Origin of the sequence: Streptomyces sp. NPDC058964, assembly GCF_042741275.1 — a bacterium.
Lineage (GTDB): Bacteria > Actinomycetota > Actinomycetes > Streptomycetales > Streptomycetaceae > Streptomyces.
Window position 1 is genome coordinate 1 of the sequence record NZ_JBHYKH010000079.1, and the last position, 13,781, is coordinate 13,781.

The 13,781-nt window shown below is 68.7% G+C and carries 10 protein-coding genes and 2 pseudogenes; 8 read left to right on the forward strand and 4 right to left on the reverse strand.

The features are described from left to right. The 3 genes from ACFW2E_RS13115 to ACFW2E_RS13125 form a co-directional block, all read left to right on the forward strand. Positions 1 to 640, forward strand: a 640-nt coding sequence (locus tag ACFW2E_RS13115; RefSeq protein WP_384465713.1) for a universal stress protein, incomplete at its 5' end; no start/stop codon positions are given. A gap of 1,179 nt (positions 641 to 1,819) precedes the next feature. Further along, entirely contained in the window at positions 1,820 to 1,960 is a 141-nt protein-coding gene (locus ACFW2E_RS13120; RefSeq protein WP_384465715.1) for a hypothetical protein, read from the forward strand. Positions 1,961 to 3,063: 1,103 nt separating this feature from the next. Beyond that, positions 3,064 to 3,585, forward strand: coding sequence for a transglycosylase SLT domain-containing protein (locus tag ACFW2E_RS13125; protein ID WP_384465717.1), 522 nt, complete (start codon positions 3,064 to 3,066; stop codon positions 3,583 to 3,585). 386 nt (positions 3,586 to 3,971) lie between these two features. On the opposite strand, the pseudogene ACFW2E_RS13130 reads toward ACFW2E_RS13125, so the two are convergent. The 3 genes and pseudogenes from ACFW2E_RS13130 to ACFW2E_RS13140 form a co-directional block, all read right to left on the reverse strand. After that, positions 3,972 to 4,840 (reverse strand): annotated as a pseudogene (locus ACFW2E_RS13130) (DUF4396 domain-containing protein). A gap of 298 nt (positions 4,841 to 5,138) precedes the next feature. Continuing rightward, the gene (locus ACFW2E_RS13135) at positions 5,139 to 5,948 is read right to left on the reverse strand and encodes an inositol monophosphatase family protein (RefSeq protein WP_384465735.1); all 810 of its coding nucleotides are present in this window, start codon (positions 5,946 to 5,948) and stop codon (positions 5,139 to 5,141) included. Between the two features lie 216 nt (positions 5,949 to 6,164). Then, positions 6,165 to 6,605: a nuclear transport factor 2 family protein gene (locus ACFW2E_RS13140; protein WP_384465719.1), complete on the reverse strand. Its 441-nt coding sequence runs from the start codon at positions 6,603 to 6,605 to the stop codon at positions 6,165 to 6,167. A gap of 121 nt (positions 6,606 to 6,726) precedes the next feature. Between ACFW2E_RS13140 and ACFW2E_RS13145 the strand changes: the two genes are divergently transcribed. After that, positions 6,727 to 7,299 (forward strand): TetR/AcrR family transcriptional regulator, encoded by a 573-nt coding sequence (locus ACFW2E_RS13145; protein WP_384465721.1) that lies wholly within the window; start codon positions 6,727 to 6,729, stop codon positions 7,297 to 7,299. A gap of 179 nt (positions 7,300 to 7,478) precedes the next feature. Here the strand turns inward: ACFW2E_RS13145 and ACFW2E_RS13150 are convergent. After that, positions 7,479 to 7,676, reverse strand: a pseudogene (locus tag ACFW2E_RS13150) (transposase); the annotation flags it as partial. A gap of 120 nt (positions 7,677 to 7,796) precedes the next feature. Here ACFW2E_RS13150 and ACFW2E_RS13155 point away from each other — a divergent pair. From ACFW2E_RS13155 to ACFW2E_RS13170, 4 genes are all read left to right on the forward strand, one after another. Then, positions 7,797 to 8,000 carry a cold-shock protein gene (locus ACFW2E_RS13155; RefSeq protein ID WP_384465723.1) on the forward strand — a complete coding sequence of 68 codons (204 nt, stop codon included), beginning with the start codon at positions 7,797 to 7,799 and terminating at the stop codon, positions 7,998 to 8,000. A 372-nt stretch (positions 8,001 to 8,372) separates the two neighbouring features. Beyond that, complete coding sequence (locus ACFW2E_RS13160; protein ID WP_384465725.1) at positions 8,373 to 8,681, forward strand: hypothetical protein; 309 nt, start codon at positions 8,373 to 8,375, stop codon at positions 8,679 to 8,681. A gap of 311 nt (positions 8,682 to 8,992) precedes the next feature. Next, a complete protein-coding gene (locus tag ACFW2E_RS13165; RefSeq protein WP_384465727.1) occupies positions 8,993 to 9,517 on the forward strand; it encodes a DinB family protein in 525 nt (174 codons plus the stop codon). A gap of 526 nt (positions 9,518 to 10,043) precedes the next feature. Beyond that, positions 10,044 to 13,706, forward strand: a complete 3,663-nt coding sequence (locus ACFW2E_RS13170; protein WP_384465737.1) for a LamG domain-containing protein — start codon at positions 10,044 to 10,046, stop codon at positions 13,704 to 13,706. Positions 13,707 to 13,781: the final 75 nt, after the last annotated feature.

Consider the following 13,781-nt stretch of genomic DNA (forward strand, 5'->3'; position numbering starts at 1 on the left):
GCGCAGACAGCCCGGCCCCGCGTTGCTCGCCGAGGCGGCGAACGCCGAGCTGCTCGTCATCGGCAGCCAGGGGTTCGGCGGTGTGGGTGGGTTCATGGCCGGTTCGGTCGCCATGGCCACCGTCGCACGCTGCGAACGGCCCATCGTGCTCGTACGGGACGGCGAGTCCGCGGCCGACGAGCACCCGCCCGACGCCTCCGGCAAGGCGTCGACCCGTACGGCTCACCGTGACGTCGCGGTCGCCGTCGACGTGGACGAGAGGTGCGACGACCTCCTGGACTTCGCCTTCCGTGCCGCCGAGCTGCGCCACGCGCCGCTGCGCGTGGTGCACGCCTGGCACCAGCCGCTCACAATGGGCGTGCCGAGTGCCGACGAGCGCGCACGCGTCAGGCAGAAGACGGAGCGGGAGCTGACGGCCCTGCTCGAACCGTGGCGGACCGAGTATCCCGCGGTGCCCGTCCGCGAAACCCTGCACGAGGGGCGCGCCGCCCACGTCCTCGTGCGGGCCACCGAAGGGGCCGGCCTGCTCGTGCTGGGGCATCGCAGCCGTCGTGGCGGCATGGGAGCGCACACCGGCCCGGTCGCCCACGCTCTGATCCACCACGTCAACCGGCCGGTCGCGCTGATACCGCACACCTGAGTGCGGCGAACCACCGTGTTCTGGAGAGTCATGGCCAGGTGATTGCATTGCGTCACTCGATGTGGCAGGACCGGGCGGGAAGCTCACCGTTCCTCTCCTTTTCGGCCGGTGCGGTCCTGTTCGCATGGCTGGTGCTATTGGTTCCAGATCAGGCACCAGTAGCGGCCGGCTTGTCCGGTGCCCACTGATGTGAGGCCTCGGGGGAGCAGGGCTGGGTCGGGCTGGCCGGTGGCCGAGAGTGAGCAGGCGGGGTCGCCGACGGTTGCGGCGGTGGCCATCCGCTGAGCGGCGGCTGTTGCTGCCGCGCTGGTGTACCACCGTGTGGGTGTGGGTGTGGGTGTGGGTGTGGGTGTGGGTGTGGGTGTTGTGGGGGGTCGGGGTGTCGTTGGGGGTGTCGGCGGTTTCGGGGGTGATGTCGGTGGTGCGGGGGTCGCGGGTGTGGATGTGGGTGCCGTGGTGGCCGGGGGTTTGGGGGCTGGGGTCTGTGCCGGTGTCGGTTTCGGCTTGGGCGGGGGTGGTGGGAGGGCTGTCGTGGTGTTGGGTTTTTGCTGGGGCGGGCTGATGGGCGGTGTCGGTTGCCGGGGATGGCTGCTGGACGGGCTCGGTTGCCGGGGGGAGGCCGTGGGTGTGGTCGGTGTGGGTTTGGGTGTGTGTGGCGGTGTGGGCAGTGTGACGCCGGATGGTGTCGGCCGTGGTGTGCCGTGTTCCTGTGTCACCAGTGCCCACACGCCGATGCCGCCGAGGACGAGCACGGCGGCACCGCCCGCGATCCACGGGGCCCGCTGGTGTGGGCGTCGGTGACGGTTCATGGTTCTTACTCTCCGAAAGCGGCTGCGGTGCCGCCACTGGTGTTACTGCTGTTGCTTTTTCGGGCGGTGCCGGGAAATCGGTTTTTGGGCTGGTCTCGTCCTGGCGCCGCCGAGGACGTCGGGACCGGAAGGGACATGGGCCGGTGGCCCCGAGGGCCGCCCGGTGCACCGGCACCGCGGCCGGCCGCGGCCAGGCCCCCCCGGGACGGGGCGGGCGCCGGGAGGGGCTGTGCGCTGGGACGTGCGGGGGTGCGCCGGCCGGCCGATGTGGGCGGGCGTGCCATTGCGTGCCGAAGGCCGGATGGCACCCGCACGAGGTCCACGACCGTCCCATCACCTCCCATGCGGTCACGGTCGAACCGCAACGGTGTTGAGCCCGTCACCGGACACCGACGAGCTGTCCGGTCTGCCTCAACCGCGCACCTTCGCGCACTTCCACTCGCGCACCCTCACCCTCACCCTCACCCGCGCGCTCGTGCAGGCACATACAGGCGACCGTGCGCCGGCCTGATCGGACAGGTCCTGTTACACGCACGTCTGTCAGTGGATCCGGCCGGGCAGGGGCCGGGCCGGGACGTCCAGGCTGTGCAGACGGCCGGAGACGACGATGTCCTGGCACACGTTCACGCCGGACAACTTTGCCCGGGTTTCGCACAGCGGCCGTGCGGGATCCGACGGTTGTCCGGTGAGCGCGGCCGGGGGGCCGCAGGGGCCGAGGGCGGGTAAAACCTCTGCCCGTACCGCCGGATCGACGCTCCCGGCCGGGAAGCCGCGCCGCCGACGAGGTCATGAGGCTTGTCGGCGCTTTGAACTGCTGCCGGGGATTCGTGCACTGCGCGCTCGGCGCTGCTTCGCAGGAGGGCGGCTGCAAGGCCTCGTTCACCCTGCAGTACCGCGCCGCTGCCCGCCGCTGTGCATGTGCAGCACGCCGGAGACGGCTGCTGCCGCGAGCGGTGCGAGCAGTGACGGCCTCAGGCAGGCCCACTGGCGGCCGTCACGAGGACGAGGCCGGCGTCCATGACGATCATCAGGCAGTTGCCGGCGCGGCCTTTGGCCGAGGTGACGCCCCCGGTTCCTGGCTCGTGCCGCCCCGGCTCCGGCGGCTGCCGAGCGCAGTGCCCGCTGCCGGAGGCAGGCGGGACCCCCGGCGCTCCCCGCGCGGTCTTGTGCGTGCACGAATGCTCGGGGCCCCGGTGGCGGCCGGCACGGTCAGTGATATCACCGCGACGCCCTGCGAGGCGATCTGCCCCTCCGCCCGGCCCGGTCAGGGGCCTGGAGGGGGCCGGACGGGGGCTCGGGGCGTGACGCCACCCATAGGAGCCAGATCACGTCCTATCGCGGGTCGTAGTCGCGCCCCGCTGCGAGCAGGCCATAGAGCTCCAGAGGGGCAAATTTCAGACATTTCTCCTTAGTCGGGTAGTACGTCACATTCTTGCGTCCGGTTCCGGCCGCCGCTAACCATGTTGGTCGTTGCCGCAAGCACCGCGGACCGGACCAGGCGCACACCGCCGGGCCCGCCCGCTCCGGCAGGCAGCACGGGGCCCCCGCCCCGACGCCCTACAGGCCGCGACCGACACCGGCCGGCGCCTTAAGACGTCCGACAGGAGAGTCCCCATGACTGCGACCACCACCCCCCGCCGCCTTGCCCGCCTGCGCAACCTCGCCCTGACCGGCATTGCCACCACCGGCGTCGCGACTGCCGCTCTGACCCTGATGCCCGCCTCCGCGCAGGCCGCCGAAGCCCCGCAGACCGCCCACGGCGTCACGGCTCCCGCCGGCGACAGTCACACCGACCCCAAGGGCACCACCACCGCCACGGGCAGCCTCGACGGCTGGATCAAGCAGTCCCTCGCCATCATGAAGGCGAAGGGCATCCCCGGCAGCTACGAGGGCCTGCACCGCAACATCATGCGCGAGTCCGGCGGCAACCCCAACGCCCAGAACAACTGGGACGTCAACGCGCAGAAGGGCACCCCCTCCAAGGGCCTCCTGCAGGTGATCCAGCCCACCTTCAACGCCTACCACGTCGCCGGCACCGCCCAGAGCGTCACCGACCCGGTCGCGAACATCACCGCCGCCGCCAACTACGCCGCCCAGCGCTACGGTTCCATCGACAACGTCAACTCCGCGTACTGATCCCACCCACCCACACACACGCGGAAGCAGCGGCCCCTGTGAAGACGTCCAGGGGCATGAGCACGCGGGTACACGGCTGCATCCCTCACCGGGCCAGCGGCAACCCAGTCGGCCCTCATGACCTGAGCCGACGCTCCTGAGGGCCGAAGCAGACGAGGCCCACGGCCGAGGCGACCCGCGCGGCGGAGGCGGAGGCCTCCGCGGCCATGCTGTAGCTCAGACAGCATCAGGCCAGGAGGCTGTGCCGCAAAGCCGCGGCATGTGACGGTATGTCAGTCCGCGGCGAGCCGCCACGTCGTGCCCAGTCGCCACGTCGCGAGCAACGCAGACCACGACACGCGGGTTCGGCAGGAGCCCAACGTTGCGCCTCAGGGATGCCATCGGCGTCAACCCAGTCGTCCGAAGATCGCGGCCACGAGTACGCCGGAGGCGAGGAAGACGGCGGTCAGCGTCGCCATGGCAGCCTTCTGTTTCCAGGTCACCTCGGTCTGCGGCATGGCCATCGCGGTGCCGGCCGAGGCTGCCGCGGCCATCGCTTTGGGAACCGCATCGCCGCCCGCTCCCAGTGCCCTTACCGTCCCCATCCCGTGCTTCAGGTGGTTGGCCACCAGCCAGACGTTCACGGGGTAGGCGAATGCGAGACCGGCCAGGACGGCGAGGGAGAACGTGGCCCAGAAGCGGACACTGCCGGCGTCGTCGGTACCCGGCACATGGCTCCGGATGACCACGAGCACGACCACCATCGCGCCCATCACGCAGTTCATCGACAGCCATTGCGCGAACACCGTGGAACGCACGGCTCGTAGGTAGTTTCCGCCGAGCATGTCGCGCATAACAGGGCCTGGAAAACGAGCAGTCCGAAGCCGAAACCCACGATGTACTCGATCAGACTGTCGCCCCAGGGCGGAAGACCGATCATCGACGCGATCACCGCCGCGATCATGATGCCGGTGGCATCACCAGCCACACAGTGGATGGTGGAGCCGACAGCCTGCTTCCACAGCGGTGCCACGAACCGCTCGTGGGTTCCCGGCCGGGGTTCCTTGCACGAGAGCACATAGACCGCGGCACCGACGGGACCGAGGTAGAGGGTCACCAGGACCCAGCCCCACTTCATCACCGTGAGTTCGGGATTCTGGGTGAACGCGTCGTAGGCGACGTAGACCGTGGACAGAGCGACCAGGAAGAACCAGGAAGAACCAGGAATACACCAGTGCGTCAGCCGTGGTCCCGCTGATGCCGCTGCCGGCCACATACATGTGCGCTTCGCCCCTTGACGGTCCGCTCGATGGCCGGGATGTCATCCCCTCAAGGGATCATGGTGCTCCGGGGGCACTTCCCGGGGCGGGCCGACGCACCTGGCTGCGACGTCTGGGAGACGGCTCTCGCCCCAGTGGGCGAACCGGCTGGCTCTGTCCGCGGAAAAAGGAGCAGCGACGTCCGCCGGTTCGGGAGGCAGCCCACACCCGGGCGTGCGCCGAAGTTTCACGAGCTTCGACAGCGACGGGGACGGTGCAGGCGCCGGCCCGATGAGACCGGCGCGGGGTAGCTCTTCAGACGCGGTGCCGGCCTCGGTCGAGAATCATCGACATCAGCGCCTGGTGGGTCTGCAGGTCGGCAGCCACGACGAGTCCACGGTCCGCCCGCCCGACCGGGGTGCCGTCGGTCCCGGTGATCACGCAGCCGGCGGCCCGGCACAGAGCGATACCGGCAGCGAAATGCACGCTTCCGGACAGGTCGGCGCCATCGGTGACGTACGCGGCACGCCTGCCGGCGGCGACCCAGGCCAGCGCGAGTGTCGTGGAGACGACCCGGGGCCGGAACCGTTCCACGAACTCGGGGTGGGCCAGCAGTTCCACGGCCCTGAACGCCGGCGCGCCGGGGAACGGCGGGTCCAGATTGACATCCACGAGCCCGGTGGCGGGCGTGGGCGCCAGTCGGGCATCGGCGCCATCGTGCCGCACCCAGGCGGTGTCCCCGTCGGTGAAGAAGACCTCGCCGCTGAACGGGTCGGCCACCGCCGCCGCACCACTGCGCAGCGCCACGTTGACGGCCACCAGCATGTTGCCGGCGGCGTAGTTCAGCGTGCCGCACAAGGGATCCACCAGCCACTGGCGCACCGCGCCGACAGCACCCTGCTGCCCGCCCTCCTCGCCGAGCACAGCGTCATCGGGCCGAGCGGCACGGATGACGTCGAGGATCGCCTTCTCGGCCTCGACATCGGCAGTGGTGGCGAAGTCCCCGGCTCCCTTGTCGATACGGGCGAGCCGCCGGCCATACAGGGAGCGCACGACGTCCGCACCGGCACGTGCCGCAGCTATCGCAACCCCGGTATCGTCAAACCCCTCATACGAGTTGATCACGTCGCGCAGGATATCGATGGCAGCAGTTCGGATCTCCATCCGCCGGGCTGGGCCCCGGACACCGATGCCGCCGGAGCCGTCCGCTCACGCCGGCCAGACCGGACACGACACGAAACACTTCCACCGGCGCACGGGAACAAGGGGGCCACTGCCGGAACGCTTTGCGGGCCGCCAGTCCTGTCACGGAGCTGCGGCCTGCGGTCCCGCATGCGGGCGCTACCTGCTTTCCAGCGCCGCGACCAACTGCGGCAGGTTGCCGCCGCCCACGACGAGGGCCAGGTGGTCGTGGTAGTCGCGACTGGTGACGATCAGGCCGCCGCGGACGCGCAGTACCTGGATGTTGGCGGTCTCGAAGGTCCGTCCGGTCACCCGGTGGTGCACCCGGTAGTCCCACTCGGCGACGATCACCTCCGGGTCGGCGGTCTCCCGGATCACCACGTTCGCCGCGGTCAGTTCTATGGGCGAGTGCGCGGCGACCTGCGCGAAGCGCTCCCCGAGCACGGCGCGGCCCTCGAACCGGCGTGGTCCGATCGGCTCGAAGACGGTCTCCACGACGGCGTCCTCGGCGTAGAGCTCGGCCAGTTCGGAGAACCGTCCGGCGGTGATGCCGTCGAGCAGCTGATGGAACACTTCGCGCGGTGACCGCGTTTCGGGCATGGCCAACCTCCGGCAGGTGCCGTCGCTAGAATCGGACCAGTGACTCCGTTTCCAACGATACGGACTGTCGACTCCGGTTGTCCAGGCGGGCCGGGCCACCGACGGAAAGAGGTGAAGAAGGGTGAGCGGTGCTCAGGAACGCCCCCTGCGAGCGGACGCGGCCCGCAACCGGGCCAGACTGCTGGACGTCGCCACGGACGTATTCACCACCCGCGGCGTCGGCACCCCGACCGAGGAGATCGCCCGGGCCGCCGGAGTCGGGGTCGGCACACTCTTCCGGCACTTCCCGACCAAGGAGGCACTGCTGGAAGCGGTGATGGTACGCAGACTGGAATCCACAGCCGCCCAGACCGCGCAGCTGGCCGCCGAATCCGAACCCGCCGAAGCCTTCTTCGCCTGCTTCCGCCTGCTGATCGACCAGTCCGCAGGCAAGAACGACTTCACCCAGGCCCTGGCCGCAGCCGGAGTGGACGTGCACTCGGCCCTGCAGGAGTCCACCGCCGCGATCCGCGCCCAGCTGGACGCACTGCTGACCGGGGCCCAGCAAGCTCAGGCGGTCCGCCCCGAGCTGAGCCTGCTGGAACTGCTCGCCCTGCTGGCCGGAACCGGCAAGGCGATGGAACAGCTCGGACCAGACCCGGCCGCCCGGCAGCGAATCCTCGATGTGGTCTTCGACGGACTGCGGCCACACTGATCCCCGACACCGAACACCTCACGCCGACCACTTCCCTGCCCGACTCGGCGAACTCCGCAGCCCAAACAGCACACCGCGGCAGCCCCCCGGCAACCATGCGGCCGGCTCGTCCACGACCGCGCCTCGGTTACGGTGCTGATCAGATCCGGGGAGACCTCGACGCCGTAGATGGCGGCCAGGTGTGAACGGATGTCCCGCACACTCATGCCCCGCGCGTACAGCGCCAGGATCCTGTCACTGAAGCCCGCCGGCCGCCGGAAACCTTTCGGCACGATCTTCGGGTCGAACTCTCCGTTCGGTCCCGTGGCATGGCCAGTGTCACCGCTCCGGAAGCGGTCAGCACCGTCCCTCCCAGCGCAGTCGATCCGGCCTCTCACCCGTACGGCCTAACCAGACACGGTCGACCTTGGCCGAAGGGTGTGGGATGGGCGGTGCAGGCAGTCACGGCCTGCCATGACCGATGAGGTCGTAGTGGTTTCAGTGTGGAGGATTGCGGCGTGGTGCAGGGAACGGTGAAGTGGTTCAACGCGGAGAAGGGCTTCGGCTTTATCGCGCAGGATGGTGGAGGTCCGGACGTGTTCGTGCACTTCTCGGAGATCGAGGGAACCGGGTACCGGGGCCTCGAGGACAATCAGAGGGTGGAATTCGAGATCACGCAGGGCCAGAAGGGGCCGCAAGCCTCACGGGTCCGGGTGATCTGACACCCGGCTCATCTGGCTGCCGCGTCGGCGCAGACACGAGGGCCTCTCGCCACAGGTGTGGTCGGAGGCCCCCGGCGTGACGGGCCGGACGGTGGGTGGCTGTCGGCTGGTGCCGCTGTGGCCCGTCAGGTGCCGGCTCCCTTCAGGCTCGCATCCGGTCACGGCTGCCGCACGCCGAACCATGACACTCCGTAACAGGGGACAGGAGTCCCGGTTGCCCGACGGCCCGAGCAGACCGGCACCGAGTGCCTCGACCGACGTGGAAGGCCGGTGCGGGGTTCCCAGGACGACGGGCAGCGTCTGGTTCACAAGGCCAGTGACGGGAAGTCGGAAGAGACCAGGTATCCGAGAGGCCACCACGAGGAGGTAGGAATGACGACCTTCGTGATCACTATTCCCGGCACCTTCACGACCGGTGTCACCTCCGCTGCGTGTGCGGCGCTGGAAGAGAAGCTGTCCTCGCAGCACACCGGCCTGAGTGAGAGCGAGGGACTGGACCTGCTCACCATCAACGAAAACAACACCTTCTCCGTCCGTCTCGAAGTGGATGCGGCAGACCGGCACGAAGCCCAGACGGACGCCGCCGAACTCCTGGCCGCCGCACTTCGGGAGGTGGGGATCCCAGAAGGAGAGGCCCCGCTGGGCCCGCCTGCCGTCACGGGCATCGACAGCGACTTCTAGGCATATCTCGCCCACCCTGCCCCGGAAGGCCGGTGCGGGGGCCTTCTGCTGCTTGGGGAGCGCGCATCAGCAAGCGCCTCAAACGATGTCCGGGGACCTGATCAAGCAGATCAGCACCCCTCACGGCGATGCCGGATCGAGCCCCGCGCCTACCGGCGGCTGTGAGCCCGTAAGCCTGGAGCGCAGCGGAGGCCGACGGATTACCTGCCTCCGGCAGCTCCGCAATTGCAGCGGACCGGGCTCAACCCGACTGCAAGGAAGCTGCGTTGACAGGCGCTTTTCGTTCGACGCGAGGCACGCGGTGGAGGAGGATGCCGGGGGTGACTGAGCGAACTGATACGCCTCCCGCCTGGGATGAGCGCACGCAGCTGACGACGTTTCTCGACTACGCCCGTGACACGGCGCGAGCCAAGTGCGAAGGGGTGTCCGCGGAGGATGCCCGTAAAGCCCCGTTGCCGGGTTCACCGCTGATGACGATCTGTGGCCTGATCAGCCACCTGCGATGGGTGGAGCATTACTGGGTGCAGGTGATGTTCCTGGGTGAGGAGCTTGTGGGCCCTCTGGCGGGGGCGACGGACGAGGATCCGGATCCGGAGATGCGGCAGGCCGTCGACGTTCCGCTGCCCCGTCTTCTTACCGAGTACGAGGAGCAGAGTGCCCATTACCGGCGTCTGCTGGCCGAGCATGACCTGAACGCGGCAGCCAGCCGTCCCATCAGTGATGGCCGGCATGTGGATCTCCGGTGGGTCATGCTGCACCTCATCGAGGAGGTCTCGCGCCACAACGGGCACCTCGACATCGTGCGTGAGCTCGTCGACGGACAGACCGGCGTCTGACATCCTCCCGTTTGCGGCCCGTAGGGCCGGGACGCGGGGGAGCGGAGCGGACCCGCACCGAAGACCTGGAGCGAAGCGGAGGGCCGTGCGGGCCGTGCGGGCCGTGCGGGCCGTGCGGGACCCCTCGCTCTTGTGGGTGCGTCCTGTGCGGGGCGGGTTGCTGAGGAGGGGTTTCTGCCTTCCACACAGCTGTGTCGGCGGCATCTCTCGGCTGGATCCCTGCGAGTCGCTGATCGTCGGGATCGTACGTGCCGCTCTGATTACCCACCTCCCTAGGTGATATGACTGACCGTCAGGAACTTTTCCATTCAGGTCGAGACATATTCAGGCAACCTGTGCGTGAGTTGTGCCACGTCTGATTGACCGCTGTCGTTGGTAGATCATTTACTGTGCGGGACCATTTACAAATTCCATACGTGGGGGAGACTCCGTGAAGCCGGAGTGGGGTTCCGTGGCGCCCGTGTGTAAGCCGCGAAGAGCGAAGCGCAGACTCGTGGGGGGCGTGGTGGCTGCGCTGGCGCTGTCGATGCTGCCCACGTTGACCACAGTGACAGTGGCTCCGGTGGCGGCAGCTGAGGCGTCAACCGGACCGGTGGACGAGCCGGCTGCTTCGGCTCAGGCGCGGGCGTCGGGTGAGCCGGTGGAGGTGACGGCGGACCGTACCGAGTACTCCACGACCAAGGCGAACCCGGACGGTTCCTTCACGCTGACGCAGTCCACCAGCCCGCAGCGGGTGAAGGAACAGGACGGCGGGTGGGGGACGGTCGATCCTGTACTCGAGCGCCGTAGGGACGGCCGGGTAGCCCCCAAGGGCGCGGTGGTGGACCTGTCCTTCTCCGGCGGGGGCTCAGGATCGGACATGATCCAGCTGGGTAAGGACGGCCGGTCTGTCACCCTCGGCTGGCCTGGAGCCCTGCCGACACCGACCCTGAACGGTGCGACAGCGACCTATGCCAACGTCTTTGACGGGGTGGACCTGCAGCTGACGGCCACGGCTGAGAGCTACCGGGAAGTTCTCGTCGTCAAGACGTCCGAGGCGGCGCAGAACCCGGCGCTGGAACAGGTCAAGCTCACCGCGTCCGGGGACGGCCTGTCCGTGGTGCCGGGCGTCGGCGGCGGTCTGCGCGCCATCGATGAAAACGGCAACGCCGTTTTCCGCGGCCCGGCCGGCCAGATGTGGGACTCGGCTGGTGACAGCGGATCAGGCCCTCAGACGCAGTTGATGCGCACGGGCACCAGGGGGCCGGTAAAGGGTCAGACGCAGGATGACCCGTCGCAGCCCGGGCAGGGTGATGTCACCGCGGTGCTGCCGGTGAAGGTGGATGACGGCGCCGTGGCCGTGCACCCGGACCTGGGTCTGCTGCGCGGTAAGGGCACCGTCTACCCCGTCTACATCGACCCCTCCATCGGCTTGGGTGTCTCGGAGCGTACGAAGATCTCCTCGGACGGCGACAAGTTCTGGATGTTCGACGGGGACAAGGGCGTTGGCAAGTGCGGTACCGCCGACGGCTACTACTGCGGTGGCGGCTACGTCGACCGCATGTACTTCGAGTTCGCTCCCACGAAGCTGGCCGGCAAGCAGGTCCTGGACGCCACCTTCCGGGCTCATGAGACGTGGTCGTTCAACTGCGACCCCCACTGGGTGGACCTGGTCCGCACCGACAACATCTCCGAAGGCACCCGGTGGCCCGGCCCCAAACAGCTGGACCTGATGGGCGACCGCGACGTCTCGGCCGGCCGCGGGAGTCTGTGCAGCCCCGACCAGCCGGACTCCTGGATCGAGTTCAACGACAACCCCGATGAGTCGGACGAGAACCTCACGAGCACCGTACGTTCTTTCGCGGACGGCAAGATGAGCCGTCTGACGCTCATGCTGCGCGCGAAGGACGAGAGCGACCCGCGCGCGTGGAAGCGGTTCGGCGACAGCGCAGAACTCCAGGTCACCTTCGCCTATAAGCCTGGCGTGCCCACCAGCGTGGGCGTCATTCCCGGGGACGGCACCACCGCCTACTGCAACAAATCCTCCTCCGATCCGCTGATCGTCACCCGGAAGGATCCGATGATCCAGGCCCGCGTCCAGACGCAGGTCGAGGCCCACAAGGGCGACGAGGAAGGATCGCTGCAGGCCGAGTACATGGTCGAACGAGGTGATGACGCGGCCTGGCACCAGGTGTGGACGGGGCACATGCCCGACACGGGCTGGCATCCGGATGAGACCCTCGAGAAGATGCGCATCAGCGACCGCGCTGACGGTGGCCTGTACCGCTACAAGGCGCGAACCCAGTCGCATTGGTCGTACAGCGGGAAAAGCGGCGACCTGTGGTCGTCCTACAGCTCCTGGTGCTACTTCAAGATCGACTCAAGCGCACCCAAGGCGCCCCGCATCACTGCCGGCTCTCCCTACACCGAGTGCACCACAGACCTGTGCGACGGCAAGGGCGGTCCGGGAGTGCCTGGTTCCTTCACCTTCCAGCCCAACGCGGCCGACATCACGAACGGGCACACAGACAACACCGCCTATGAGTGGAAGCTGCTGTCCACACCGGCCAAGCAGGTCTCCGGTGATCTCAAGGTCCAGGTCAAGGACGTGAAACCACCGCTTGCCGGCACCCAGGTGCTGTCGGTGCGGGCCAAGGACGTGCACAACCGGTGGGGCACGCCCGCCGAGTTCGTCTTCAAGGTGGCTCCCGCCGCCGGAGCCATCGGTCGCTGGCACTTCGACGACGCAGCCCCGGGTTCGGGAACGACCGTCGCCAAGGACACCGCCTCGGAAGGCACACGGCACGACGTCACCCTCTACACCTCCCACGCCGGCTGGTCGACTCTCGGGCGCCGCGGAGAGTCCGACCACTCGCTGTACCTCAATGACAGCAGCACCGACACCACGCGTGATGGTTACGCGGCTACCGCGGCACCGGCGGTGAACACCAAGGACTCCTTCACCGTCTCCGCCTGGGTCTACCTGACTGACGCCTCACAGACCCACGTGGTGCTGTCGGCCCCGGGCAGCCTCGCCTCGGCCTTCACGCTGTACTACTCCCCGAGCTACAAGAAGTGGGTGTTCAACCGCACTGCAGCCGACGTCAAGGACAACCCGGTCTACCTCCGGTCGGTCGCCGACGCCGGGCCGCCCCCACTGAATGTCTGGACGCACCTGGCAGCCGTCTTCGACACCAAGGGCGACACCGACAAGACGAACGACACCATCCAGCTGTTCGTCAACGGCCGCCCGCAGGGCAAGCCGGTGGTGCTGAACGATCTGTCCTCCGCCTACCAGCCGTGGACGTCCACGGCCGGCCTGCAGTTCGGCCGTTCGCTGGTCGGTGGGGTCGGGGGAGAGAACTTCCGCGGCCGTATCGACGAGGTCTCCGTGTGGCAGTACGCGCTCACTCCGGAGCAGGTCGCCCAGGAGGCGCAACTTGCGCAGGACGGCGTGGCGGCCGACGAGCTCGTCGCGGACTGGGACGCCGCCTCCTCCACCGGCACCCAGGTCAAGGAACTCACGTCCTACCCCGTGCCGGCGCTGGCGCTGTCGTCCAGCGGTGCGGTGCTGGATGAGGACAACAATGTTCTTGTGCTGGACGGGACATCGGGCTATGCCTCGGCCGCCGGCCCGGTGGTCGACGAGACCGGCTCATTCACCGTTTCGGCTCACGTGAGGCTGGATGCCGACAAGCTGGCGGCCAAGCCGGTCGGCTATCAGGCTCAGGTGGCAGGTCAGGCGATCGGCGGCGAGTCCTCCTGGACTCTGTGGGTGATCAAACCCGCAGCCGACACCTACCAGTGGAAGTTCACCCGCACCGCCGTCGGACCGGACGGCAAGGTCACTCAGAGCGCGGAGGTGGCAGCCGCCGATCCCGCCGAGGTCGGCACCGGGGTGGATGTCACGGGCGTGTTCAACGCGCAGGAGTCGTGGCAGTGGACCGACCCGGCCGATGCGTCCAAGACCGAGGACCGGCTGGGCCGACTGCACCTGTACGTGGGGGGGACCGAGCAGCCCGGCGAAGACAACTCCGGGTTCTCCGCGGCCCAGCAGGGTACCGGCGTGCTGTCGGCGGGCAGGGGAGCGGCCGGTGGATCCACGGGGTACTACCTGCCCGGCTCGCTGGAGTCCCTGCGGGTGTGGACCGGGGCGCTGAGCACCGATCAGATCCTCTCCCAGGTGCTGGACACACCGGACGGCACCTGACACGCGGTGGCGGGGGGGGGGGGGGGCGTGGTAGGGGGGGCGCTACCCCCCCCCGCCGCGGGAACCCCCCCCAAC